The sequence below is a fragment of the Paraburkholderia dioscoreae genome (assembly GCF_902459535.1).
Classification (GTDB): domain Bacteria; phylum Pseudomonadota; class Gammaproteobacteria; order Burkholderiales; family Burkholderiaceae; genus Paraburkholderia; species Paraburkholderia dioscoreae.
The window spans coordinates 4,279,738-4,303,831 of the sequence record NZ_LR699553.1 but is presented as its reverse complement, the minus strand read 5'-3'; the positions used below and the strand labels follow the sequence as shown (position 1 = coordinate 4,303,831).

Sequence of the window (24,094 nt, the reverse complement as noted above, 5' to 3'; positions counted from 1 at the left end):
GCGGAGTACATGCCGTGCCCGCGAAAGCGCCATTGGACGCAGCCGCAGAGCGTGTTTCAAACCAGTGTGCGCGTGAATCCAGACACGTTTCCATCGCCCGAATTGCCCACCTTTAACGGTCTTTATCCATCGATCATGACTCGACGGGTTTCGCAATAATGATCTCAATGGGAAGCGGTGTGTTGCCGGTCCGTTAGTCCGTTTACCTCATCGGGGGTCCAGCTTGAACATTCGTAAATTTGTCGGCGCTACCAGTCGTGATGCGCTGCGTCTCGTGCGCGAAGCGTTGGGCGCGGATGCCGTCGTGCTCTCCAATCGCACGATGGACGACGGCAGCGTCGAGATCGTCGCGCTGGCCGACAGCGACCTCGCCGCCATCACGCCGAAGATCCCGCGCGCAAGCGCCGGTGCGGCGCAGGCTGGGCCGATGAATGTCACGGGCGGACAGCCCGCGCTTGCGGCACCGCGCGCTTTGCCGGCCGCAACACCGATGCAGACGAACCCGTATGCGAGCGGCATGCCCGATGTGTTCTCGTCGGTGTTCGGCGCAAGCCCGGAAGCCGGTGCGGAGAATCCGGGCAACGGCGCTTTCAACACCAGCACCCATTCGAACGCCCATTCCAGCCACGCCGACGACGACGCGAGCGACGCACCGGCTGCCGTCATGAAGCCGGCCGCGAGCGCGCCGAAGGCCACGTTGCCCGGCACACCGGTCAAGGCAGCCACGGGGGCGCCGTCGCAACCGGTCAGCCTCGATCGCCCGAGCGCCCGTGCCGCAGCCTCGCGTCTCACCGAAGATATTCGCGCCGATCTCCTCAAAGCCGCCGGCGTGCCGGCCGCACCTGGAGCATCGGCTGCCGACGCGCAGACGCCGCGCACGATGGCCGAATCGAACCCCTGGCTGATCGACCACGCGCGCCGCATTGCCGCCGAGCAACAGCAACAAGGCGCATACAGCGCGCGCCCCGCCGCGATGACACCGGCCGCCGCGATGGCCAGGGGTCTCGGCGCCGCCGTCGAACCCGGCAACGCCGCCGCGCCGCAAGCCGTCGACGCGCCCGACTGGGCGCGCGAAGGCGCGCAAGCTGCCGCGCGCCGCGCCGCGCAGAAAAACACACCGCAGTCGTCATCGAGCGAGGACGCCCGCACGCCCGCCTCGGTCGCCGAAGCGATCAAGACGCGCATGGAGCAGGTCGTCAACGACACCGTGATGAGCGAACTGTCGTCGATGCGCGGGATGATGGAAGAACACTTCGCCGGCTTGCTGTGGGGCGAGCGTCAGCGCCGCAACCCGGCGCGCGCCGCCCTCACCAAGCATCTGTTTGCCGCCGGCTTCTCCGCGCAGCTCGTGCAGATGATGGTCGACAACCTGCCCGACGATGTCGAGAGCATGGAAGGCGGTATGGATTGGGTCCGCTCGGTACTCGAATCGAATCTGCCGGTGATGGAGGACGAAGACGCGCTGATGGAGCGCGGCGGCGTATTCGCGCTGATGGGCCCGACAGGCGTCGGCAAGACGACGACTACCGCCAAGCTGGCCGCGCGCTGCGTGATGCGCTTCGGCGCCAGCAAGGTCGCGCTGCTCACCACCGACAGCTACCGCATCGGCGGCCACGAACAACTGCGCATCTTCGGCAAGATTCTCGGCGTCTCGGTGCATGCGGTGAAAGACGGCGCCGACCTGCAACTCGCGCTCTCCGAACTGCGCAACAAGCACATCGTGCTGATCGACACGATCGGCATGAGCCAGCGCGACCGCCTCGTTTCCGACCAGATCGCGATGCTGTGCCACGCCGGTCAGCCGGTGCAGCGCCTGTTGCTGCTCAACGCAACGAGCCACGGCGACACGCTCAACGAAGTCGTGCAGGCCTATCAGCGCGCGCCGGACCAGCAGCCGCTCGCCGGCTGCATTCTCACCAAGCTCGACGAAGCCACCAATCTCGGCGGCGTGCTCGATACGGTGATCCGCTACAAGCTGCCGGTGCATTACGTGTCGACCGGTCAGAAGGTGCCGGAGAACCTGTACGTCGCGACCCGCAAATTCCTGATCAAGAGCACCTTCTGCATACCGCGCGACAACTCGCCGTTCGTGCCGCACGACGACGACATTCCGGGATTGTTGTCCGCGTTGTCCGCGCGTTCCACGGCCGAATTGCACGAGGTTCGCTTTGGATAAGCTCATCTCCGATCAGGCAGAAGGACTGCGGCGGATGTTGGCTCGCAGCGGCTCGCGCGTGATTGCGGTGACGGGCGGCTCGGCCGGCGCCGGCTGTACGACGACGGTGGTGAACCTTGCCGCGGCGCTGGCGCAGCAGGGCAAGGACGTGCTGGTGATCGACGAGTGCCTCGGCGAAAAGTCGGTGAGCGCGATGCTCGGCGGTGTGCGCGGCGCGGGCAATTTCTCCGCCGTGATGCGCGGTGAGATGACGCTCGACGACGCCGCCGCGCGGCACCCGCTCGGTATCTCGGTGCTGGCCGCCTCGCGTCTGAACCGCGAAGGTCACACTGCCGCGGAATTCGGCGTGGTGTTGCGTGGTTCGGCCGACGTCGTGCTGATCGACGCGCAACTCGATCCGCAAGGCCACCTGTCCGCACTCGCGCAGCAGGCGCACGACGTGATGATCGTGACGCGCATGGCCGCGCAGGCAATCACCGACGCGTACGCGTGCATGAAGCGCCTGCATTACGGGCACGCGATCGCGCAGTTCCGCGTGCTGGTGAACTACGTGCAGAGCGTAAACGACGCGCATACCGCTTTTGCCAACCTGGCCGGCGTGGCCGGGCGCTACCTGACGGTGGCGCTGGAAGACGCCGGTTGCGTTGCCGCCGATGCGCGGATGGCGCGAGCCCTGGAGTTGTCGCGTTGTGTCGTCGATGCGTTTCCGTCGACACCGGCTGCGCGCGATTTCCGGCATCTCGCCGCCGAATTGCAGTACTGGCCGATGCGGCCAGCGATGTCGTCGCAAACGCCGTGGATGGCGCCTGCGACAGTTACAGCGGCGCAACACGCCGACCAACCGTCTGCGCAGCACGCCTGAAGGGCGGCACAAGGACAAGGGGAGCACGATGTATAACGCTCAGGGAAAGATTTCCCAAGCCGACGTTCTGACGAAGTACGCACCGCTCGTGCGTCGCCTCGGCTTGCAGCTCGTTGCCAAGATGCCGGCGAGCGTCGATCTCGACGATCTGATCCAGGCCGGCATGATCGGACTACTGGACGCGGCAAGCCGCTACAAGGAAGACCAGGGCGCGCAGTTCGAGACCTATGCGAGCCAGCGGATTCGCGGCGCGATGCTCGACGAATTGCGCAGCAACGACTGGTTGCCGCGCAGCTTGCGGCGCACCTCGCGCGAAGTGGAGACGGCGGTGCACAAGGTGGAGCAGAATCTGGGCCGTTCGGCGAGCGAAACGGAGATTGCCGAACATCTGCAAATGCCGCTCGACGAGTATCAGTCGATGCTGCAGGATCTGCACGGCAGCCAGCTGATCTATTACGAAGACTTCGACCGTTCGGCGGACGACGAGCCGTTCCTCGACCGCTACTGTGTCGACCATTCGGACCCGCTGTCGGCGCTGCTCGACGACAGCCTGCGCTCGGCGCTGGTGGAGGCGATCGATCGCCTGCCGGAGCGCGAAAAGCTGCTGATGTCGCTGTATTACGAACGCGGCATGAACCTGCGCGAAATCGGCGCGGTGATGGAAGTCAGCGAGTCGCGGGTGTGCCAGTTGCACAGCCAGGCCGTGGCCCGTTTGCGCACGCGCTTGCGCGAGATGGCCTGGGCGAACGCCGAGGCGACCTGAAGCGCGGGTGCAGTGTTTCAACGCTGGAGCAAATCAACGCTCCGACGGCGGATCTGAACCCGTCCGTTTCACGCATCGGCCATTTCATGTTCCGCGGCTAGCGCCAGAAAGGCCGAGCGCGACATGCCGCGCGCCTGGGCGTAAGTGTCGATTTCCTGAACCAACACCTCGGGCAACGAGATATTGATACGTACCGCTTTCTTCAAGGCGGGAATATTCCGGGTGGCGACAAGTCCCCATGTGAAATCCGCGTAGTCGGGATTGCTCCGATGCTCCTCCAGCGAGAGTCGCGCGGGGATCGGCAAGCCTTCGTCGAGCAGCAGATCAAGGTGCGCCTCAATGGCTTCTTTCGCGTTCGCGTAGGCTTCTTCCAGCGTATCGCCTGCTGCGTAACAACCCGGGATGTCGGGCACGATCACGCCGAACGCGTGATCCGCATTGCCCGGTTCAATCGCGATTGGAAAAGTCAGGTTTTTCATTTCAGTCCCGCCTGTTTCAAGATGCTGTTCAACGTGCCGGGCGGAAGGTCTTTGTTCGGATGCGGGATGGTCACGAGACCGGCTCTTGCCGCGTGACGGAAATGATGGTGGCTGCCCGATATGCGGATCAGCCGCCAACCAGCCGCTTGAATGAGTTTCATAACCTCGGCACTTTTCATTCTGCACTCCTCGAATCATACACACGATTACACAACCTCGCTAGTGGATAGCACTCCGCCGATGCACGTCCGGAGAGTTTTGAAAACGCTCGGGACGACGGAGCGACTCAGTAAGGGGAAGCTGTGATTTCAACGCGGCTGGCCAATCCGCGCCACCTGGCCGGATGGCTAACGTGTGGGAGAAGGAGTGAGGTTTGCTTGAAGTGGGCGGCTGAAAAGAAAAAAGGGCTCGTCAAAAGACGAACCCTCTTTCAATTCACCATGTGAAGCAGGCCGTGCAGGCGCAGGTCCAGTGACGGTCTTTACACGGCGGGACGCGCCGGAATCCGGCCATCCGGACCATAAAAACCGGCCTTCTGCGGCACGGCCACCTGCAGCGCCGTCAGCGCCCGCTGGTTGTAGTCCATCCGCACGCGGATCAGTTCACCGTTGCTGGTATTGCAGCGCCGCGCGCGTTCGGCGGCCTTCTGCAGCAATGACCATTGCTCGGCGACTCGCGCATCGGCGCTGGCCGCGAGTTCCATGCCGGACCAGCCAGCGGGAAAGCCCATCTCCGCAAGTAATGCGTCGCGCGTGGCTTCGAGCCTGGCGAGTTCGCCGATCAAGGCGGTTTTCTTCTCGACGATCGGCGGCAGCAGTTCCAGCGGCGACAAGGCGGTCAGCGCCTTGGTCTCGAGCGTCAGAATCGAGGCAAATGCCTCGACGGCCGAATATTCTTCGACGAGGGTGGCAAGCAGGGCGTCTTTCATCTCAACAACTCGCTGAACACGGCGGCTCGCGCATGATTCGCGAGCCGGGTTTGTCGAACGCCGCCCGGCACTTCACCGTAATTCGATGCGTCGATCAGTTGCCGGTCGACGAGGTTTTGCTTTGCAACAGTTCGCGCGCGGTGTTCAGCACGCCGTCGGCAATCTTGCCGGAGTCGATTTTCAGCGAGCCGTCCTTGATGGCCTGCTTGATCGACTCGACGTGCGCCGTGTCGATGTCGGCCGAGCCGGACGCCGCGAGGCTGCGCAGATGCTGCGACAGACCCGACAGGCTGACGCTGGCGTCGCCCGAACCGGTGGTGGTGGTCGGCGAGCTTGTGCCCGCACTCTGCGCGTTGCTGTTCGCGGTCGTCGCGTCGCTTTGTTGCGAGCGGGACAGGGCGTCTTTCAACGTCGGCAGATTCGAATTGGTTGTGGAATCGACTTTCACGATGGGCTTCCTGAACGATTTGATCCTGATAACGGCAATCGGTGATCAAAACTTTAGCGCAATCGCTCCAGGTTTTGCCTTGTCTTTCAAGCCGATCCGGCCCCTTGGCGAGCCCGCCGGTGGTGTCATTCGCTGCGCCTTTCGCGGCGGCCCGAGCCGGTGTCGGGCGGGTCGGGTGGATCCGCGTCATGGCGCGCGCGCCGCGGCGGTTCACAGCTGGATCTCCACGGTCGAGCCGTCTTTCACGATGCCGGAAATGATCTGGCCATTGGCCGTCTTGACCCGCACCTGCTGGCCCGGCGACGCGTTGTTCATCGCGCTGCCTTCCGCCGAGATCGCGAACCCTTCGCCCGCGGCCACGACCCGCACCGTCTGCCCGATCGACACCGCCGACGCGCTTTTCAGCATGTCGCGGCGCAGCGGCATGCCGCCGGCGACACGCGTGAGCGTGACGGAGCCGACCGCCTGCGAGGGGTCCGTGACGATGGCCTGCGGCAAGCCGGTCAGGTCGCCGTCGCGTGCGACGAGGTCGGCGGCGGTGAGCACTTCGCCCGGCGCCATTGCGCGGGCGGCCAGATAGTAGGTGGCGCGCAGCGAAACGCGCGCCTGCAGATAGATCGTCCACGGCCGCTCGCCCGCGCAGCGCACGCCGACGGTCATGCGGCCCCACAGGCGCGCGCCGCTCGGCATGAACGGCTCGAGCGTCGTGCAAGCGCTGAGACCGCGCGGAAAAGCCGCCGCCACGGTAATGTCGACCTTGCCGGGCAAGCCGGCGGATTGCTGCTGCAGGAACGCGAGTGCAGCGCTGCGGATCGCCTCGGGATCTTGCTGGCCGGGAAGCGGCGCGGCTTGCGCAACGGTCGCGGGACGCAGATTCTGCTGCGCGACTGCGGGTGCGACTGGCCGCGCGGCCGACGCACGGGCAATCGTGGCCGGAGCGGGCGCAGCGGCCGTAGAAGGAACTGGAGCGGCAACCACCGTGGGCGCGACCGGCTTGCCGTTCGCGCCAAATTGCGGCGGCTCACCGCGTGAAGCGAGGCTGTCGAAGCCCGCCGCCGCGGACGCCCCGGCCGCAGCCGCGAGCGGCGCGTTGGCGGCCACCGGCCGCACGCCCGTGACTTGCCGTGCGCCGCTGAGTTGCGGCGCGGGCGTGACCACGACCGGCACGACCTGACGCGAACCCGGCACGACATTGACTTTGGCGACACCGTCCGTCGGACTGGCGCTGCCCGGCGCGGGAATCGTCACGACGCCGTTGGCGTCGGGTTTGAAGTTGGTGCGGATCATTTGCGGCGCGGCCGGCGGTTCGCCCGCGCCCGGAATGACGATCGAGCCGCTCGCATTGGCGGCACGCGTGAACGAATCGGCGTCGCGGGACGTCTGGCCCGGCGTCAGCGACTGCGCGGTGGCGGCCGCCAGCGTGGCGGCGGAGCCGGTGCGCCTCGCGGGCGCGGCTTGCATGTGCTCGGCCAGATCGGCGAGCGCGGCCGGATTTTTTTCGCCGGGACCGGGAATCACGATCGGGCCGCCGGCTTCCTGAGCCTGGCTGCTGGCCGGCAGCAGCACGATGCCGCCGGCGACCCACACCGTCAGACTCACGACGAGCCGGGTCAGGAGACGCGAGGCCGCGCGCGAAGCACGCCGTGCGGCATGAGCGCCCGCGCCCACGCGATGCACCGCCGCGCGGTTTGCGCGGTGCGTCGGCTCGAAGGTGGGCTGGTCCATGGTGTTTCTCCATCGAATGCATCGGTACGCCTTGCATTCTAGTGAGCGCCCCCTTTGCGCAAACGTTGAATAGAAGCCCCCTTTCCCGGTTATTCGTCCGATTGCCGCTTGCGTTCGGCCCATAAGATGCACCTCATGCAAAAAGGTCTTCCCGCCTGGCGCAGTCCTCATGCGAGGCGCGCATGGGAAGCCTCGGGAACGTTCTCCGGAGATTCTTATGCTGGACAAACTCGATGCCGAATTCGCCTTTGGCCGTGAAGCGCTCGATGTGCGCGCTTACCGGCAGGAGCTGCTGTCGTCGAATATCGCCAATGCCGATACCCCCGGGTACAAGGCGCGCGACGTCGACTTCGCTTCGTCGCTCGCCGGTGCGCTGAAGAAGGCCGGCGGCAGCGCCGGAACCGCTGCGTCGAACAACTCGCCGCTGGCCATGACGCAGCCCGCGGGCGTGACGAGCGGCATGTCGATGGTATCGACCGCGCCGGGCCATATGGCCGGCAAGTCGACGCTGACGCCGACCGGCGGCACGTCCGACGACTACGGCAATCTGCAATACCGCGTGCCGACGCAACCCGCGCTCGACGGCAACACAGTCGACATCGACACCGAGCGGGTGCAGTTCGCGGACAACACGCTGCACTTCGAATCGGGCATGACGGTGTTGTCCAGCCAGATCAAAACGATGCTGTCGGCGATCCAGTCGGGCTCGTAAGAAGCCACGGCGACAGACTCGGCAGTACGCAGGAACAATCGCTACGGGATTAACGTGAAGCCGGCTCAACCCGTGCAACTGCGTTGCATGGGACCGGAGTAAGCGCTGAAGCGCTAACTCCGGCCGACACAGGAGAAGTCAGGAAAATATGCCATCTTTAATGAACATTTTTGGTGTCGCAGGCTCCGCGATGTCCGCCCAGTCGCAGCGGCTCAACGTGACGGCGTCGAATCTCGCCAACGCGGACAGCACGACCGGCCCGGACGGCCAGCCTTACAAGGCCAAGCAGGTCGTGTTCGCGGTCAGCCCGCTGGGCGGCGCGCGCACGGCTTCCGGCCAGCAGGTCGGCGGCGTGCAGGTCACCGGCGTGGTCGACGACCCCACGCCGATGAAGACCGCCTACGACCCCGGCAATCCGGCCGCGAATGCGGACGGCTACGTCACGTTGCCGAACGTCGATCCGGTGCAGGAAATGGTCAACATGATTTCGGCCTCGCGCTCGTACCAGGCCAACGTCGAGACCCTGAACACCGCCAAGACCCTGATGTTGAAAACGCTCACGATCGGAACCTGAGGAGAGCTCCTTGACCACCAACACCACCATCGGCAGCAATGGCACGAACGTGTCGCAAACGCTGCTCGATACGATGAACGGCACGAACAGTGCGTCGAGCTCCACGAGCTCGACGGGCAGCACCTCGGGCACGTCGGCGACCGATCTGCAGAACACCTTCCTGCAACTGCTCGTCGCGCAGTTGAAGAACCAGGATCCGACCAATCCGATGGACAGCTCGCAGATGACCTCGCAGCTGGCGCAGATCAACACGGTCTCGGGCATCAGCCAGTTGAACACGACGCTCACCTCGCTCGCCACGCAGATGTCGGCGGGCCAGCAGTCGCAAGCCGCGCTGCTGATCGGCTCGACCGTGCTCGCGCCGGGCAGTTCGGTGTCGGTCGCGAGCGGCAAGGCCGGCGCGTTCGGCGTGCAGCTCGCCAACTCGGTGGGCGACCTGCAGGTGGTGGTGAAGAACTCGTCGGGCCAGATCGTCAGCACGCTCGACCTCGGCAAGCAGTCGGCGGGCACGATTCCGGTGGGCTGGACGCCGACCGACTCGGCCGGCAACGCGCTGCCCGACGGCACGTACACGATCAGCGCGGTCGGCACGATCAACGGCCAGCAGGCCACGGCCACCACGCTTACGGGCGCAACGGTGCAAAGCGTCGTCATGCAGGCCAACGGCACGCCGGGCCTCGTGTTGTCGAACGGCTCGACGGTCGGTTTGACCAGCGTCGCCGCCATCCTCTGATTCAGATTCAGTCAGTCACGACTTTCCAGATACGGAGACCGTCATGGGTTACCAACAAGGTTTGAGCGGTTTGTCGGCATCGTCGAGCGATCTCGATGTGATCGGCAACAACATTGCCAACGCGAACACGGTTGGCTTCAAGAGCGGCGCTGCGCAGTTCGCCGACATGTACGCCAATTCGGTGGCGACGGCGGTGGGCAACCAGATCGGCATCGGCACGAAGCTCGCCGACGTGCAGCAGCAGTTCTCGCAAGGCACGATCACGAGCACCAACCAGGCGCTCGACGTCGCGATCAACGGCAATGGCTTCTTCCAGCTGTCGAACAACGGCTCGCTGGTGTACTCGCGCAACGGCGTGTTCCAGCTCGACAAGAACGGCTTCATCACCAACGCGCAAGGCCTGCAACTGATGGGCTACGCCGCGAACAGTTCGGGCATCATCAACACCGCGCAAACCGTGCCGCTCACCGTGCCGACCGCGAACATCGCGCCGCAAGCGACCACCAAGATCGTCGCCGGCCTGAACCTGAATGCGCAGGATCCGCTGATGCTCGGCACGCCGGCCGTGACGCCGACGCTCGTCACGGGCAGCACGCTCACGACGCCCGGCGCGACCATCACGAACACGGCTTCGGGCACGAACAACGACAGCTACACCGTCAACTTTACGACCCCGACAACCTACACGGTCACCGACACCACGCTCGGCACGACGTCCGCTGCCGCGACGTACACGGCGGGCACGGCGATCTCGCTGGGGAACGGCCAGACCATCACGTTCAACGGCACGCCGGCTACTGGCGACAGCGTCGCGATCGCGCCGACGCCCGTGGCATTCAACCAGAACAGCTCGTCGACCTACAACTACTCGACCAGCACGACGGTCTACGACTCGCTCGGCGGCTCGCAGACGGTCAACATGTACTTTGCCAAGACCTCGGCCGGCACATGGAACGTGTATGCAGGCACTTCGACGGGCACGGCGCAACTGATCGGCCACGCGAACTTCAATTCGTCGGGCACGCTGCTCGGCACGACGGACGCAGCCGGCACCGCGACCACCACGCCGTTCGCCTACAACTTCCAGATCCCGACCACCGACGGTTCGTCGACGCCGCAGAATCTGACGCTGAACATCGCCGGCACGACGCAGTACGGCGGCAAGGACGGCGTGAACTCGCTGCAGCCCGACGGCTACGCAGCCGGCACGCTGACGAGCTTCACGATCGGCGCCGACGGCACGCTGACCGGCAACTATTCGAACCAGCAAACCGCGGCGCTCGGCCAGATCGTGCTGGCGAACTTCTCGAACCAGAACGGTCTCGTGAACCTCGGCAACAACGAATTCCAGCAGACCTCGCAATCCGGCGTCGCGCAGATTTCGGCTCCGGGCTCGACCAATCACGGCGTACTGCAAGGCGGCGCGGTGGAGAACTCGAACGTCGATCTGACGAGCGAACTGGTGGACCTGATCACCGCGCAGCGCAACTATCAGGCGAATGCGCAGACGATCAAGACCCAGCAGACGGTCGACCAGACCCTGATCAACCTGTAAGCGACCGGGACCACCCATCATGGATCGGCTGATCTACACCGCGATGTCGGGCAGCACGCAAGCGCTCGAACAGCAGGCTATCGTCGCGAACAACCTGGCCAACGCATCGACCACCGGTTTTCGCGCGCAACTGGCGACTTTCCGTGCCGTGCCGATGTCGTTCGGCGACGGCAGTTCGATCAACGACAACACCACCCGCACCTTCGTGCTGTCGTCGACGCCGGGCGCGGACTACACGCCGGGGCCGATCCAGCAGACGGGCAATCCGCTCGACGTGGCGATTCAGGGGCCGGGCTGGCTGGCGGTGCAAACCACCGACGGCGGCGAGGCCTACACGCGCGCCGGCAATCTGCATATCGACGAAAACGGCCAGTTGGTGAACGCCACCAATCAGGTGGTGCTCGGCAACGGCGGCCCGGTCTCGGTGCCGCCGGGCGCGGAGATCACCATCGGCAAGGACGGCACAGTGTCCGCGCTGACGCCGGGCGATCCGCCCACCGCGGTGGTGACGGTGGATCAGCTGAAGCTGGTGAATCCGGATCCGCAAACCATGACGCGCGGCGACGATGGCCTCTTTCGTACCGGCGACGGCAACCCCGCCGATGCCGATCAGACCGTCACGCTGGCGCCGGCGTCGCTGGAGGGCAGCAACGTGAATCCGGTGAGCGCGATGGTCTCGATGATCACCAACGCACGCCAGTTCCAGATGCAGACCAAGCTGCTGGAAAGCGCCGACAAGAACGACCAGTCCGCCAACCAGTTGCTCAGCTTTAGCTAACGGGCGCTCAGGCGCCTTGGAGAAGAATAGTGAATCGCTCACTCTACATCGCCGCAACCGGCATGAATGCGCAGCAGGCGCAGATGGACGTGATCTCGAACAACCTCGCGAACGTCAGCACCAACGGTTTCAAGGGCTCGCGCGCGGTGTTCGAGGATCTGCTGTATCAGACCATCCGCCAGCCGGGCGCGAATTCGACGCAGAACACCGAACTGCCGTCCGGCATCCAGCTCGGCACGGGGGTGCAGCAGGTCGCCACCGAACGTCTGTATACGCAGGGCAACCTGCAGCAGACCGGCAACTCGAAAGACGTCGCGATCAATGGCCAGGGCTTTTTCCAGGTGCAGATGCCCGACGGCACGACCGCCTATACCCGCGACGGCTCGTTCCAGACCAACGCGCAAGGCCAGCTCGTGACCTCGAGCGGCTATCAGGTGATTCCGGGCATCACGATCCCGAACAACGCGACCTCGCTCACCATCGGCAGCGACGGGGTGGTGTCGATCACCGTTGCCGGTTCGACCAACAGCCAGCAGCTCGGCTCCATGCAGGTCGCGACTTTCATCAACCCGGCCGGCCTCGACGCGAAGGGTGAAAACCTGTTCGCGGAGACCGCTTCGTCGGGCGCGCCGAACGTCGCGCAGCCGGGCCTGAACGGTGCCGGCACGCTGAATCAGGGGTACGTGGAAGCATCGAACGTGAACGTGGTGCAGGAACTGGTGAACATGATCCAGACGCAGCGCGCTTACGAAATCAACAGCAAGGCCGTGACGACCTCCGACCAGATGCTGCAGACCCTGAGCCAGATGCAGGTTTAAGGCTCAAGGGACTGGAAATGAATAGCGCCCGCCACCCTGCCGCTTCGCGCCCGTCCCCCCGAGGGCGGGCGCGAAAACCTGGGGCGGCCCGGCGTTTTCTCGAAAGGCAGTAATCAAGATGTCGCACTTCACTCGCAATCCGGTTCATTCGCGCACCGCGCAGGCGCTCGTGCAGCTCACGCTGCTCGCGGCCCTAGGTGGCTGCGGCCTCGTGCCCAAGCAGCCGATCACGCAGCAGCCGATGACGGCGCTGCCGCCGATGCCGCCGCAAGCGCAGTCGCCGGGCTCGATCTTCAACCCCGGTTACGCAGGCCGGCCGTTGTTCGAAGACCAGCGCCCGCGCAATGTCGGCGACATCCTGACCATCGTGATTCAGGAAAACGTCAACGCAACGAAGTCCTCGGGCGCCAACGCGAACCGCTCGGGCAACACCAACTTCAACGTGCCGACGGCGGGTTTCCTTGGTGGCCTGTTCGGCAAGACCAATCTGAGCGCCACGGGCGCCAATGTGTTCAGCGGCACCGGCGGCGCGAACGCGTCGAATACGTTTAACGGCACGATCACCGTGACGGTGACGGGCGTGCTGCCGAACGGCAACCTGATGGTGAGCGGCGAAAAGCAGATGCTGATCAACCAGGGCGATGAATTCGTGCGCTTTTCCGGCGTGGTGAATCCGAACACGATCTCCAACCTGAACGCCGTCTACTCGACCCAGGTGGCCGACGCGAAGATCGAATACTCCGCAAAGGGGTATCTCAACGAAGCCGAAAACATGGGCTGGTTGCAGCGCTTCTTCCTCAACGTGTCGCCGTGGTGATCATGCGTACCGTCTTCTTTCGCTCCGGCCGCCTTAACCGCTTTATGCGATTCGTTCAGCTCGGCCGTGCCGCGGCGCTGCTCGCGCTCGCTTGCGCGGCGTTGCCGGTGGCGACGCCGGCGCACGCCGAGCGTCTGAAGGATCTCGTGCAGATTCAGGGCGTGCGCGACAATCCGCTGATCGGCTACGGCCTCGTCGTCGGACTCGACGGCACGGGCGACCAGACCACGCAGACGCCGTTCACCACGCAGACACTCGCCAACATGCTGGCGAACCTCGGCATCTCGATCAACAATCAGGCGGCGGGCTCGACCAACCAGCAGTCGTCGCTGTCGAACATCCAGTTGAAGAACGTCGCGGCGGTGATGGTGACGGCGGTGTTGCCGCCGTTTGCACGTCCCGGCGAAGCGATCGACGTGACGGTGTCCTCGCTCGGCAATGCCAAGAGCTTGCGCGGCGGCACGCTGCTGCTCACGCCGCTGAAGGGCGCCGACGGCCAGGTGTATGCGCTCGGCCAGGGCAATCTCGCCGTCGGCGGCGCGGGCGCCAGCGCGAACGGCAGCAAGGTGCAGGTGAACACGCTGGCCGCTGGGCGCATTGCCGGCGGCGCGATCGTCGAGCGCGCGGTGCCGACTTCGGTGTCGCAAGCCGGCACGATGCAGCTCGACCTGAACGACATGGACTACGACACCACGCAGCGCGTGGTGGCCGCCGTGAACAATGCGTTCGGCAGCGGTACGGCGACCGCGCTCGACGGCCGCACGATCCAGCTGCACGCGCCGAGCGATCCGGAACAGCAGGTCGCCTTCATGGCGCAATTGCAGAACCTCGACGTCAAGCCGGCGCAAGCCGCCGCGAAGGTGATCCTGAACGCGCGCACCGGCTCGATCGTGATGAATCAGATGGTCACGCTGCAGAACTGCGCGGTGGCGCACGGCAACCTCTCGGTCGTGATCAATACGCAGCCGGTGGTGAGCCAGCCGGGTGCGTTCTCCAACGGCCAGACGGTGGTGGCCAAGCAGTCGCAGATCCAGATGAAGCAGGACAACGGCGCACTGAAGCTGGTGACCGCCGGCGCCAATCTCGCCGAGGTGGTGAAGGCGCTCAATGCATTGGGTGCGACGCCCGCGGATCTGATGTCGATCCTGCAGGCGATGAAAGCGGCGGGCGCTTTGCGCGCCGACCTGGAAATCATCTAAGGAAGACACAGGATGAATTCGGATACGACCAATTCCGCCGCTTCGGCGAACGACCTGACCCAGCGCTTCGCGCTCGACGTGCAGGGCTTCGCGAAGCTGAGCGCGCAGGCCAAGGCATCCCCGCAAGCCGGCATGAAGATGGCCGCGCAACAGTTCGACGCGGTGTTCACGCAGATGATGCTGAAGAGCATGCGCGACGCGACCCCGCAAGACGGTCCGTTCGATTCGCACGACAGCGCCACCTTCACGTCGATGATGGATCAGCAGTTATCGCAGCAGCTTTCGCAAAAGGGTATTGGCGTGGCTGACGCGATGCTCAAGCAACTGATGCGCAACCAGGGCATGCAGGTGGGAGGCGGTGCGGCAGGTGCAGGGGGTCTCGCCGGCATGGCCAACGCGTTGGGCGGCGGCAGCAGCGGCGGCGACGAAGGCCAGACCGCCGCGCTGAACGCGCTCGCCAAAGCATACGGCAATGCCCAGTCCAACGGGCAGCTGGCAATGGGCAAAGGCTATTCGGCCAACAGCGCGCTCACTCCGCCGCTCAAGGGCGACGGCAGTTCGCCGAAGGTCGACGCTTTCGTCGATAAGCTCGCCGGGCCTGCCCAGGCCGCCAGCGCGGCGACCGGTATTCCGGCGCGTTTCATCATCGGTCAGGCTGCGCTCGAATCGGGCTGGGGCAAGAGCGAGATCAGGAAGGCGGACGGTTCGACCAGCCACAATGTGTTCGGCATCAAGGCGACCAAGGACTGGACCGGCAAGACCGTGTCGACGGTCACGACTGAATATGTGAACGGCAAGCCGCAGCGCACCGTCGAAAAATTCCGTGCGTACGACTCGTATCAGGAAGCCATGACCGACTACGCGAGCCTGCTCAAGGGCAATCCGCGTTACGCGCAAGTGATCAATTCGGCACATGACGTGAGCGGTTTCGCCAACGGCATGCAGCGCGCCGGTTACGCCACGGATCCGCATTACGCGAAAAAACTGATGTCCATCATGCAGAAAATGGGCTGAACGGCCGTCACGCAGTTCGAACTATCCGGGCATTCCATCGGATCAAAGCCATGCACGCGACGGGGCCAGGTGCATGAAAAGACGGACGGGGCCGGTCGCCGTGGGCGGCCGGCCTACCCGCGAGAGGCATAATGCGGTTTTCACCGTTTGCGTAAATAATTCATCGCACGCCCTAAATTTTGTCCGGACGCTGCCGCTAATCAGTTACACCCAAGACCGGAAAGCGTTGTAATGTCCGGTTTGACGCGCGTGCTGCGGCTTCGATGAAGACCGCGCGAAAGCCCCGGCAGGAGCCTTGGCACGCGCCCGCAAGAACAAGCATACCGGCAAGCCCATGGATACTAACCAGTCGAACGGCCAGACCGACACGCACGGTCAGCCGCACGAACCGACCGACGAAAGCGCCAATGATTTTGGCCGTCGCAACCCGCTGGAGATCGGCGTTCAGTTGCGCAATCTCGTCAATCGCGGCGATTTCCTAACCGTTCAGTACCCGGGCGGACAACTCGTGACCCGTCTGCTCGACGTCGACGTGCGCGGGCGCACCTTCACGTTCGATTGGGGCGCACTGTCCGATCAGAACAAAGGCCTGCTTGGTGCGCCGCGCAGTCAGTTCCACGCGCAGCCGGACGGCGTGCGCGTGGAATTCGCCACCAACACGCCGCGCGAAACCCGTTTCGAAGGACTGCCCGCGTTCGAGGCCGACTTCCCCGAGGTGCTGTTTTACGTGCAGCGCCGCGAGTATTTCCGCGTCGATGCGCCGATTCTCGACCCGTACATGTGCACCGGCCTTCTGCCCGAAGGCGACAAATTCCGCTTCGAGGTTCACGACCTCTCGCTTGGCGGCGTCGGCATGCGCACCACCGACGAACGCGTGGCCGAATTGCCGATGGGCACGCGCCTGATGGATTGCGAACTGGCGCTCGGCGCGCTCGGCCGGCTTTCGCTCGATCTGCAGCTCGTGTCGCATCGCTCCACCGCGCTGCCCAACGGCACGCAGCGTTATCAACTCGGCTTTCGCTTTCTGACGCTGCCGGGCAGTGCGGAAAACACGCTGCAACGTCTGATCACGCAGCTCGAAATGAAGCGCCGTTCGCTGGTGCGCTGACTGCAATGCAGGATCGGCGCTGCGTGAGCGGGCCTGTTCGCGCAACGTTTGCCTGGCCGGTCCGTCACCAGGTGCTCGAGCACCCCGTTTTCACACCGTCCGCAAGCCTGCGCGCGATGAGTGACAAGCCAGGCGGGCTAGCCGCAAGCGTTGAAACAAACGTCGAACACACATCGGGATGACCTCAATTTTTCCCTGTTGAGGCCGTTAAACAGAATGTTCAGGTAACGCGGCGGCATGTGTACGGTGTCGCCCTTCAGGATGACGCATGTCCAATCTCATCAATCTCGGCCTCAGTGGACTCAATGCAGCCCAGTGGGGGCTCACGACGACCGGCCAGAACATCAGCAACGCGTCGACGCCAGGCTACACCATCGAAAATCCGGTGTATGCGGAAAGCGGTGGCCAGTACACGGGCTCGGGCTATCTGCCGCAAGGCGTCTCGACCACGACCGTGACGCGCCAGTACAGCCAGTATCTGACCACTGAGCTGAACAACGCGCAGTCGTCGGGCAGTTCGCTGTCGACGTACAACACGCTGATTTCGCAACTGAACAATCTGATCGGCAGTCCGACTGCCGGGATTGCGAGCGCGATCACCAGCTATTTCACCGGCTTGCAGAACGTCTCGAACAATGCGTCGAGCCTGGCGACGCGCCAGACCGCGATGAGCGGCGCGCAGACGCTGGTGAACCAGATCAACGCCGCGGGTCAGCAATACGACGCGCTGCGCCAGAGCGTCAACACGCAGCTCACCAATACCGTTTCGCAGATCAACAGCTACTCGCAGCAGATCGCGCAGTTGAACGGACAGATCGCCCAGGCCAGCACGCAGGGGCAGCCGCCGAACCAGTTGCTGGACCAGCGCGATCTCGCCGTGTCCAACCTGTCGCAGTTGATCGGCGTGAACGTGGTCAACAGCAACGGCAGCTACAGTGTGTTCATGAGCAATGGCCAGCCGCTCGTGTCGTCCGCCAACAGCTACAACCTGGGCACCGCGCCTTCCACCGGCGACACCAGTGAACTGTCCGTGCAGTATCTCGGCCAGGCCGGCGCGAACCCGGCGGCGGCGCCGCAGAACCTGCCCGACAGCAAGATCGACGGCGGCACGCTCGGCGGCCTGCTCGCGTTCCGCAGCCAGACGCTCGATCCGGGCGAGGCGCAACTCGGCGCGATTGCGGTGAGCTTTTCCGCGCAGGTCAACGCGCAAAACGGGTTGGGTATCACGCTTGCCGGCGCCAAAGGTGGCGCGCTGTTCTCGGTGGGCGGCCCAACGGTCTACGCGAACACGCAGAATACCGGCAATGCGTCGCTGAACGTGTCGTTCGCGGACCCCACTCAGCCGACCACCGGCGACTACACGCTGGCCTACAACGGCACCACTTACACGCTGACCGACAATTCGACGGGCACCGTGGTGGGTTCGGCAACTAACCTGAGCCAGCCGATCAACGGCCTGAATTTCTCGACCACTGGCACGATGAACGCCGGCGACTCGTTCACCGTCGAGCCGACGCGCGGCGCGCTGAACAGTTTCGCGACCGCCACCACCGACGCATCGGCGATCGCCGCCGCCGCACCCGTGCTGGCCGCCGCCGCCGCGAGCAACACCGGCACCGCCACGATTACGCAGGGCACGGTGACGGCCGGCTACACCATGCCGAACTCGACCACCACGCTGTCGTACGACGGCACGGGCCTGTCCGGCTTCCCGGCCGGTTCGACGGTGACGGTGGCCGGTACGCCTCCCACCACGTACACGATCGCCAGCGCGGCGACCGTGGTGCCGTATTCGTCGGCTACCGGCGCCACGCTCACGATCAACAACGCGACCGCCGGCCAGATGAACAATGTGTCGGTGACGATCAGCAACGCACCGGCTGCCGGCGACAAGTTCACCATCGGCCCGAACACCGGCGCGACCAACGACGGCCGCAACGCGCTGGCGTTGTCGAACCTGTCCACCGCCAAAGCGATGTCGGGCGGCACGGTCACGCTGACGGGCGCGTATGCGAACTACGTCAACAATATCGGCAACCAGACCAACCAGATCCAGACCTCGAGCACGGCGCAGAGCTCGCTGGTGACGCAGATCACCACCGCGCAGCAGTCGGTTTCGGGCGTGAACATCAACGAAGAAGCAGCCAACCTGCTTCAGTATCAGCAGCTGTATCAGGCGAACAGCAAGGTCATCCAGACCGCGCAGACCCTGTTCCAGACGATACTCGGCATCTTCCAGTGAGGCGTTGACAATGCGCATCTCCAGCACGCAGTATTTCAACATGAACGTTGCGACAATGAGCGATCAGCAAGCTCAACTGTCGCAGTTGTATGCCGAGATTTCGAGCGGCGTGAGCCTCTCCACGCCGTCGGACAATCCGCTCGGCGCGGCACAGGCGGTGCAGCTGAGTTCGACGGCGACGACCCTGTCGCAATACACCACCAATCAGGGCACTGCGCTCGCCTCGCTGCAGCAGGAAGACACCACGCTCGGCAGCGTCAACAACGTGCTGCAGACCATTCATACGCTGGTGCTGCGCGCCGGCGACGGCTCGCTGAACGACGGCGACCGCGGTTCGATCGCGACGCAGCTGCAAAGCTTGCGCAGCCAGCTGATGACGCTCGCCAATTCGACCGATCCGCAGGGCAACTACCTGTTCGCCGGTTATCAAAGCAGCGCGCAGCCGTACACCACGAATTCGGCCGGCGTCGTGACCTATTCCGGCGACACCGGCACGCCCGTCGTGCAGATCACCGACTCGCACGTCGTGCAGACCGGCGACAACGGCATTTCGATCTTCGGCAGCGTGGCGCCGATCGGCACGAGTGCGGTGCCGGCCGCGACGACAGGTAACACCGGCACGGGCGTGATCAGCTCGGTGAGCCTGAACAACCCGACCGACCCGACCAACGCGGACAAATATTCGATCAATTTTTCGTCGGCGACCACCTACACCGTGAGCCAGACCGATCCGGCTACCGGCGCGGTGACCACGAGTGCGCCGCAGGCATTCACCGCCGGTTCGGCCATCACGCTCGGCGGCCAGTCGGTGACGATCACCGGTGCGCCGAACGCCGGCGACAGCTTCACGGTGACGCCGGCCACGCAAGGCAGCATGGACGTGTTCGCCAATCTGAGCCAGTTGATCACCACGCTGCAAACGCCGGTGTCGGGCGGCGCCTCGACGGCCAGCTTCCAGAGCGCGCTGACCACCAGCATGGCCCAGCTCGAGAACACGATGAACAACGTCGTGACGGCGCAAGCGGCGGTGGGTGGCCGCGAGCAGGAAGTGCAGGCATTGCAGACGGTCACGCAAACCAACACGCTGCAGACCTCGAGCAATTTGGCGGATCTGACGCAGACCGACATGGTCAAGACGATCGGCAAGTACACGATGACGCAGGCTGCATTGCAAGCGGCGCAGCAGGCGTTCGCGAAGATTCAGAATATCTCGCTGTTCCAGTACCTGAACTGATAGCACGAGTAGTCTGAAACGGAGAAGGGCGGAGCCGGTGTGAGCCGGGTCCGCCCTTCTTGTTTTTGCGTGCGCTGCATTGTGCAGCGGATGCTGGTGCTGGCCCAACCGACGAAAAAACTAAAAGCCCGCTGAGATGTAATCAGTCGCATATAACGCGACCGTCAAGATCGATATCCCAGAAAACCAACCGGCCCATTTCAAGGCAGACCAGCGCTTCCATGCTGCTGCATTGACAACACCCAGAAGCATTGCCGGCCCCAACAAGTATGCGAGAAGAAGCGCCGTGTCCCACCACGAGACAGCGCATTTACCGAGTTCATGGCACCTGGCTATGGACCCATTGGAATGACGTGGCCATTGAGTGTGACTGAATGCATATAAACATGCCCATGTCAGGAATAGACCGCCAAAAGAACCGACCAGCGAGACACCAAAGCGCTTCACTTGATCTCCCAGAACAGGATTGATTTTGAGCCACGCAGATCGGAGTAACTCAGATCCGAAGCCACGCTTGCCCCCTGCCGAAATGACTGGATGCCCACAATAGTCGCTACGCCGTCAAAAAAGCCGCTGATCGTCAGTCGTGAACCGTTCCAAAGATCAATGTGCCCACCGCTTGCGTTGCCTACGTTTTCGCCATCGCGCGTCCAATACCGGGAAAATTGAATGATACCGGTGCGGCCCTTGACCTTTGATTCCCAATCGGCACCTGTTATATCTTCGGCCTTTGGAAGTCCCGCAAACGGACGCAATTGCAACCACTCGCCTAATTCGTCGGCTCGCGTCGCAGTGGCTTTGCCATCAAGCATGATCCGGCCAATGGATGGCTGGCCGGAGAGCGGTTTAACCAATTTCTGTGAAAATGACTTCATTTCGACGCCGACACGGTGAAATGTCACACTCATCCGAATAGCGCATTGGTCGCGATAGGCTGGACTATCGTAAGGGTCGCCTGATGGATAGTTATCCCACAACTCCCGAAAGGTCAGTGCCTTTAGTTGCACTTCCTTGATCGAATTCGGCGTCGAATTGGTTTTCACCACGGTCATCTTGTTCGGCATTGTTCAGACTCCTTCCTGTCTCGCAAGGGCTTCGTCCCCCCAATACACTCTGTAGTTGGCGGCTGCATCTGCGCGGACGCGCGGCATGCGGCCGTCTTCATCAAGTCGCCCTGAAACAGTCCGGCCGTCAGCCGATTCGACGAAGTACGGATAGCCTTCGAGGTTCACCAACGTCGTTATGCCGCGCACCTGTTCGTCATAGATGCCTGTCGCCAGCCATTAATTGTCGATGGTGGATGCAACACTGCTCGCCGCCACCGCGATGTCGTCGATCCAGTAAAAACATCCGGGATTAAGGCTGGCCATCACATAGTTGCTGAGTGGCCGAGCCACCAATGACGAGGCCGCCTGTCGTTGTCGGGCTGCCTTGCACCACGAGCGCCTTACGCATGGGTCTTGTCTCCGTCGATGCGCGTACGCCTGTATCCCGGCTCACCGAAGGTTGCAAACAGATGCGTTGTTTCGTTCTTTTCCTGTCCCGGCATTCTCAACGCCCCCTTATGGAATGAGCCAACATGTACGGGATCGTGTGCCGTAGCTGAGCACACCTATGCCGTAGTACATTTCGGCAAATTCCAACGAGATCAGGTATCCGATAAGTCCGAAAAGACGGATATTTTTGTAACGATTTGTCGATGCCTGATGTGGGCCAAAGAGGCGCCGCCGCAGACAGTCGCATTTTTTGTCGGAAGCATGGAAGTCGCGACCTAAGACGGCGACCTATACTGCCTGTGCAGACGCGGATGCAATACCGCGCGCAAAGCAAGTCACTTCAGTTTGGATTACGCGCGAAAAAATGCCCGCTCTGGGCGGGCATAAAGATTACGGACTCGCTACAAGGTAGCGATTCAAAGGCCACGTAGCGCCCTTATTCAAGCCTCACTACCTGAACCCCGCCGCCACCCGCCCCATCTGATCAATCCCAACATCAAACAGCCGCATGAAGAACGGAATCATATTCGGGGTCATCAGTTGCAGAAGCAGCATGCCGATCAGCATGGTGAGCGGAAAGCCGATCTGGAACACGCCGATCTGCGGCGCGGCGCGATTCAGAATGCCTAGCGCGAGGTTGGTGATGAGGAGCGCGACCACCACCGGCAGCGACAGCAGCAGTCCCGCTGAAAACACGGTGCTGCCGAAATTTGCCAGCGTACGCCAGCCGGGCGCGCCGAGAATGTTCGCCGAGACCGGCACCGACTGGAACGTGGCGAGCAGTGCGCTGATCATCTGCAAATGGCCGTCGATCACCAGAAACACCAGCATGGCGATGGTGTTCATATAGCTCGACAGCACCTGGCTAGAACTGCTTGCCTGCGAATCGAAGAAGGTCGCAAAGCCGAGCCCCATGCCGAGGCCGACAAAGTCGCCGGTCGCACTGATCGCCTGAAACACGATCTGCATGGTCATGCCGAGCGCAATGCCGATCAGGAACTGGTTGACGATGATCCACACGCCTTCGGCGGAAAACACCGTGACTTGCGGCAGCGCGCCGAGCGTCGGCGCGACGATGATCGTGACGAAGGCCGCGAGGCCGATCTTCACGCGGATCGGCAGCGAGCGGTTGCCGAGCACCGGCGCGGTGGCGACCAGCGCGAGAATGCGCACGAACGGCCACAGGAACGCGGTGAGCCAGGCGTTCAGTTGCGCGTAGGTGACGGAAAACATCGCGGCGGGGAAGGGGAAGTGACCGGCGCCGCGCTCAGTTGACGAGCGTCGGAATGTTGGTGAGCGTCTGGCGCAGATAGTCGAGTATGGTCGTCAGCATCCACGGGCCGGCGATCACCATCGTGACGGCAATCGCCAGCAGCTTCGGGATGAACGACAGCGTGCTTTCATTGATCTGCGTGGCGGCCTGGAACAGGCTCACCACCAGACCGACCACCAGCGCGACCAGCAGCAGCGGCGCGGCGAGCAGCAGGCCGACGTACATGGCCTGGTGCGCGAGCGTCATGACGGATTCTTGATTCATGGCGTTGGGACCGGAAGCGTGAAGGGTGCGAGGCGTGGTTAAAAACGCCGTTAAAAAGCACGGTTAAACAAAGCTCTGCGCGAGCGAGCCGAGCAGCAACTGCCAGCCGTCGACCAGCACGAACAGCATCAGCTTGAACGGCAGCGAAATGGTCGCGGGCGACACCATCATCATACCCATCGACATCAGCACGCTCGCCACCACCATATCGATGATGAGGAACGGGATGAAAATCGTAAAGCCGATCTGGAAGCCGGTTTTCAGTTCGCTAGTCACGAACGAGGGCACCAGCAGCGACAGCGGCACGTCTTCCGGACCTTGCATGGGCGCGGCGTGCGAGATGCGCGCGAACAGGGCGAGGTCGCTTTCGCGGGTCTGGCGCAGCATGAACGTCTTGAACGGCGCGAGACCGCGATTGACCGCGGTCTCCATCGGGATCGACCCGTCGGAGAACGGCTTGTAGCCGTCGGTGTAGGCCTTGTCGAGCACCGGTGACATGACGAACAGCGTGAGGAACAGCGCGAGCCCGACCAGCACCTGGTTAGGCGGCGTCGTGGTCGTGCCGAGCGCCTGGCGCAGCAGCGAGAGCACGATGATGATGCGCGTGAAGCTCGTCATCATCAGCACCATTGCCGGCAGGAACGACAGCATCGTGAGCAGCAGCATGGTCTGCACACTCAGCGAGTACGTCGTGCCGCCGTTCGGGCCGGGGCTCGTGTTGAAGGCCGGCAAGCCGGCTGCCTGGGCGAACGACAGCGTCGGCAGCGCGAGCAGCAGCGCCGGCAGCGCGACCGGCGCGACACGGCGCAGCGCGCGGCCGAGCATGGAGATCACTTTCGTCGGGACGGTGCTGAACATACGGGCGGATTGCGCGTGACGCGCCGATGGAAGACTGA

At 63.6% G+C, this 24,094-nt stretch carries 24 protein-coding genes; 15 read left to right on the top strand and 9 right to left on the bottom strand.

What is annotated here, in order from left to right; genetic code table 11:
• Positions 1–223 precede the first annotated feature (223 nt).
• The 3 genes from flhF to PDMSB3_RS19515 are packed head-to-tail and all read left to right on the top strand — an operon-like array spanning position 224 to position 3,801.
• The gene (gene flhF, locus PDMSB3_RS19525; protein ID WP_007179962.1) at positions 224–2,176 is read left to right on the top strand and encodes a flagellar biosynthesis protein FlhF; all 1,953 of its coding nucleotides are present in this window, start codon (positions 224–226) and stop codon (positions 2,174–2,176) included.
• On the top strand, positions 2,169–3,038 hold the full coding sequence (locus PDMSB3_RS19520; RefSeq protein ID WP_007179961.1) for a nucleotide-binding protein: 870 nt from the start codon (positions 2,169–2,171) through the stop codon (positions 3,036–3,038). Before flhF ends, PDMSB3_RS19520 begins: the two co-directional genes overlap by 8 nt.
• A gap of 28 nt (positions 3,039–3,066) precedes the next feature.
• Positions 3,067–3,801: an RNA polymerase sigma factor FliA gene (locus PDMSB3_RS19515; protein WP_007179960.1), complete on the top strand. Its 735-nt coding sequence runs from the start codon at positions 3,067–3,069 to the stop codon at positions 3,799–3,801.
• 68 nt (positions 3,802–3,869) lie between these two features.
• On the opposite strand, the gene PDMSB3_RS19510 is transcribed toward PDMSB3_RS19515, so the two are convergent.
• The 5 genes from PDMSB3_RS19510 to flgA all read right to left on the bottom strand — a co-directional run bounded on the left by PDMSB3_RS19510 (position 3,870) and on the right by flgA (position 7,381).
• On the bottom strand, positions 3,870–4,280 hold the full coding sequence (locus PDMSB3_RS19510) for a type II toxin-antitoxin system HicB family antitoxin (protein ID WP_007179959.1): 411 nt from the start codon (positions 4,278–4,280) through the stop codon (positions 3,870–3,872).
• On the bottom strand, positions 4,277–4,459 hold the full coding sequence (locus PDMSB3_RS19505) for a type II toxin-antitoxin system HicA family toxin (RefSeq protein ID WP_007179958.1): 183 nt from the start codon (positions 4,457–4,459) through the stop codon (positions 4,277–4,279). The genes PDMSB3_RS19510 and PDMSB3_RS19505 overlap by 4 nt, the downstream gene beginning before the upstream one ends.
• 302 nt (positions 4,460–4,761) lie before the next feature.
• Positions 4,762–5,208, bottom strand: a complete 447-nt coding sequence (locus PDMSB3_RS19500; RefSeq protein WP_007179957.1) for a flagella synthesis protein FlgN — start codon at positions 5,206–5,208, stop codon at positions 4,762–4,764.
• A gap of 94 nt (positions 5,209–5,302) precedes the next feature.
• On the bottom strand, positions 5,303–5,656 hold the full coding sequence (flgM, locus tag PDMSB3_RS19495) for a flagellar biosynthesis anti-sigma factor FlgM (RefSeq protein WP_007179956.1): 354 nt from the start codon (positions 5,654–5,656) through the stop codon (positions 5,303–5,305).
• Positions 5,657–5,866: 210 nt separating this feature from the next.
• The gene (gene flgA, locus PDMSB3_RS19490; RefSeq protein ID WP_165187205.1) at positions 5,867–7,381 is read right to left on the bottom strand and encodes a flagellar basal body P-ring formation chaperone FlgA; all 1,515 of its coding nucleotides are present in this window, start codon (positions 7,379–7,381) and stop codon (positions 5,867–5,869) included.
• 217 nt (positions 7,382–7,598) lie between these two features.
• Between flgA and flgB the strand changes: the two genes are divergently transcribed.
• From flgB to flgL, 12 genes are all read left to right on the top strand, one after another.
• Entirely contained in the window at positions 7,599–8,093 is a 495-nt protein-coding gene (gene flgB, locus PDMSB3_RS19485) for a flagellar basal body rod protein FlgB (RefSeq protein WP_165187203.1), read from the top strand.
• Positions 8,094–8,241: 148 nt separating this feature from the next.
• Complete coding sequence (gene flgC / locus PDMSB3_RS19480) at positions 8,242–8,667, top strand: flagellar basal body rod protein FlgC (protein ID WP_007179953.1); 426 nt, start codon at positions 8,242–8,244, stop codon at positions 8,665–8,667.
• A gap of 10 nt (positions 8,668–8,677) precedes the next feature.
• Entirely contained in the window at positions 8,678–9,400 is a 723-nt protein-coding gene (locus tag PDMSB3_RS19475; protein ID WP_007179952.1) for a flagellar hook assembly protein FlgD, read from the top strand.
• 43 nt (positions 9,401–9,443) lie between these two features.
• Positions 9,444–10,955 (top strand): flagellar hook protein FlgE, encoded by a 1,512-nt coding sequence (locus PDMSB3_RS19470; RefSeq protein WP_007179951.1) that lies wholly within the window; start codon positions 9,444–9,446, stop codon positions 10,953–10,955.
• Between the two features lie 19 nt (positions 10,956–10,974).
• A complete protein-coding gene (gene flgF, locus PDMSB3_RS19465; protein ID WP_007179950.1) occupies positions 10,975–11,733 on the top strand; it encodes a flagellar basal-body rod protein FlgF in 759 nt (252 codons plus the stop codon).
• A gap of 29 nt (positions 11,734–11,762) precedes the next feature.
• A complete protein-coding gene (flgG, locus tag PDMSB3_RS19460; RefSeq protein ID WP_007179949.1) occupies positions 11,763–12,551 on the top strand; it encodes a flagellar basal-body rod protein FlgG in 789 nt (262 codons plus the stop codon).
• A 118-nt stretch (positions 12,552–12,669) separates the two neighbouring features.
• A complete protein-coding gene (gene flgH, locus PDMSB3_RS19455) occupies positions 12,670–13,368 on the top strand; it encodes a flagellar basal body L-ring protein FlgH (RefSeq protein WP_007179948.1) in 699 nt (232 codons plus the stop codon).
• A gap of 44 nt (positions 13,369–13,412) precedes the next feature.
• On the top strand, positions 13,413–14,567 hold the full coding sequence (locus PDMSB3_RS19450) for a flagellar basal body P-ring protein FlgI (protein WP_085954216.1): 1,155 nt from the start codon (positions 13,413–13,415) through the stop codon (positions 14,565–14,567).
• A gap of 12 nt (positions 14,568–14,579) precedes the next feature.
• Positions 14,580–15,581, top strand: coding sequence for a flagellar assembly peptidoglycan hydrolase FlgJ (gene flgJ / locus PDMSB3_RS19445; protein ID WP_165187201.1), 1,002 nt, complete (start codon positions 14,580–14,582; stop codon positions 15,579–15,581).
• 334 nt (positions 15,582–15,915) lie between these two features.
• Positions 15,916–16,689, top strand: coding sequence for a flagellar brake protein (locus tag PDMSB3_RS19440; protein WP_007179945.1), 774 nt, complete (start codon positions 15,916–15,918; stop codon positions 16,687–16,689).
• A gap of 268 nt (positions 16,690–16,957) precedes the next feature.
• Positions 16,958–18,931, top strand: a complete 1,974-nt coding sequence (flgK, locus tag PDMSB3_RS19435; RefSeq protein ID WP_007179944.1) for a flagellar hook-associated protein FlgK — start codon at positions 16,958–16,960, stop codon at positions 18,929–18,931.
• 10 nt (positions 18,932–18,941) lie between these two features.
• Positions 18,942–20,165 (top strand): flagellar hook-associated protein FlgL, encoded by a 1,224-nt coding sequence (gene flgL / locus PDMSB3_RS19430; protein WP_165187198.1) that lies wholly within the window; start codon positions 18,942–18,944, stop codon positions 20,163–20,165.
• Positions 20,166–20,608: 443 nt separating this feature from the next.
• On the opposite strand, the gene PDMSB3_RS19425 is transcribed toward flgL, so the two are convergent.
• From PDMSB3_RS19425 to fliP, 4 genes are all read right to left on the bottom strand, one after another.
• Positions 20,609–21,229 carry a type VI secretion system amidase effector protein Tae4 gene (locus PDMSB3_RS19425; protein WP_007179942.1) on the bottom strand — a complete coding sequence of 207 codons (621 nt, stop codon included), beginning with the start codon at positions 21,227–21,229 and terminating at the stop codon, positions 20,609–20,611.
• A gap of 882 nt (positions 21,230–22,111) precedes the next feature.
• On the bottom strand, positions 22,112–22,894 hold the full coding sequence (gene fliR, locus PDMSB3_RS19420; protein WP_007179939.1) for a flagellar biosynthetic protein FliR: 783 nt from the start codon (positions 22,892–22,894) through the stop codon (positions 22,112–22,114).
• A gap of 34 nt (positions 22,895–22,928) precedes the next feature.
• Positions 22,929–23,198, bottom strand: coding sequence for a flagellar biosynthesis protein FliQ (fliQ, locus tag PDMSB3_RS19415; RefSeq protein WP_007179938.1), 270 nt, complete (start codon positions 23,196–23,198; stop codon positions 22,929–22,931).
• A gap of 63 nt (positions 23,199–23,261) precedes the next feature.
• Positions 23,262–24,056, bottom strand: a complete 795-nt coding sequence (fliP, locus tag PDMSB3_RS19410) for a flagellar type III secretion system pore protein FliP (protein WP_157187866.1) — start codon at positions 24,054–24,056, stop codon at positions 23,262–23,264.
• Positions 24,057–24,094: the final 38 nt, after the last annotated feature.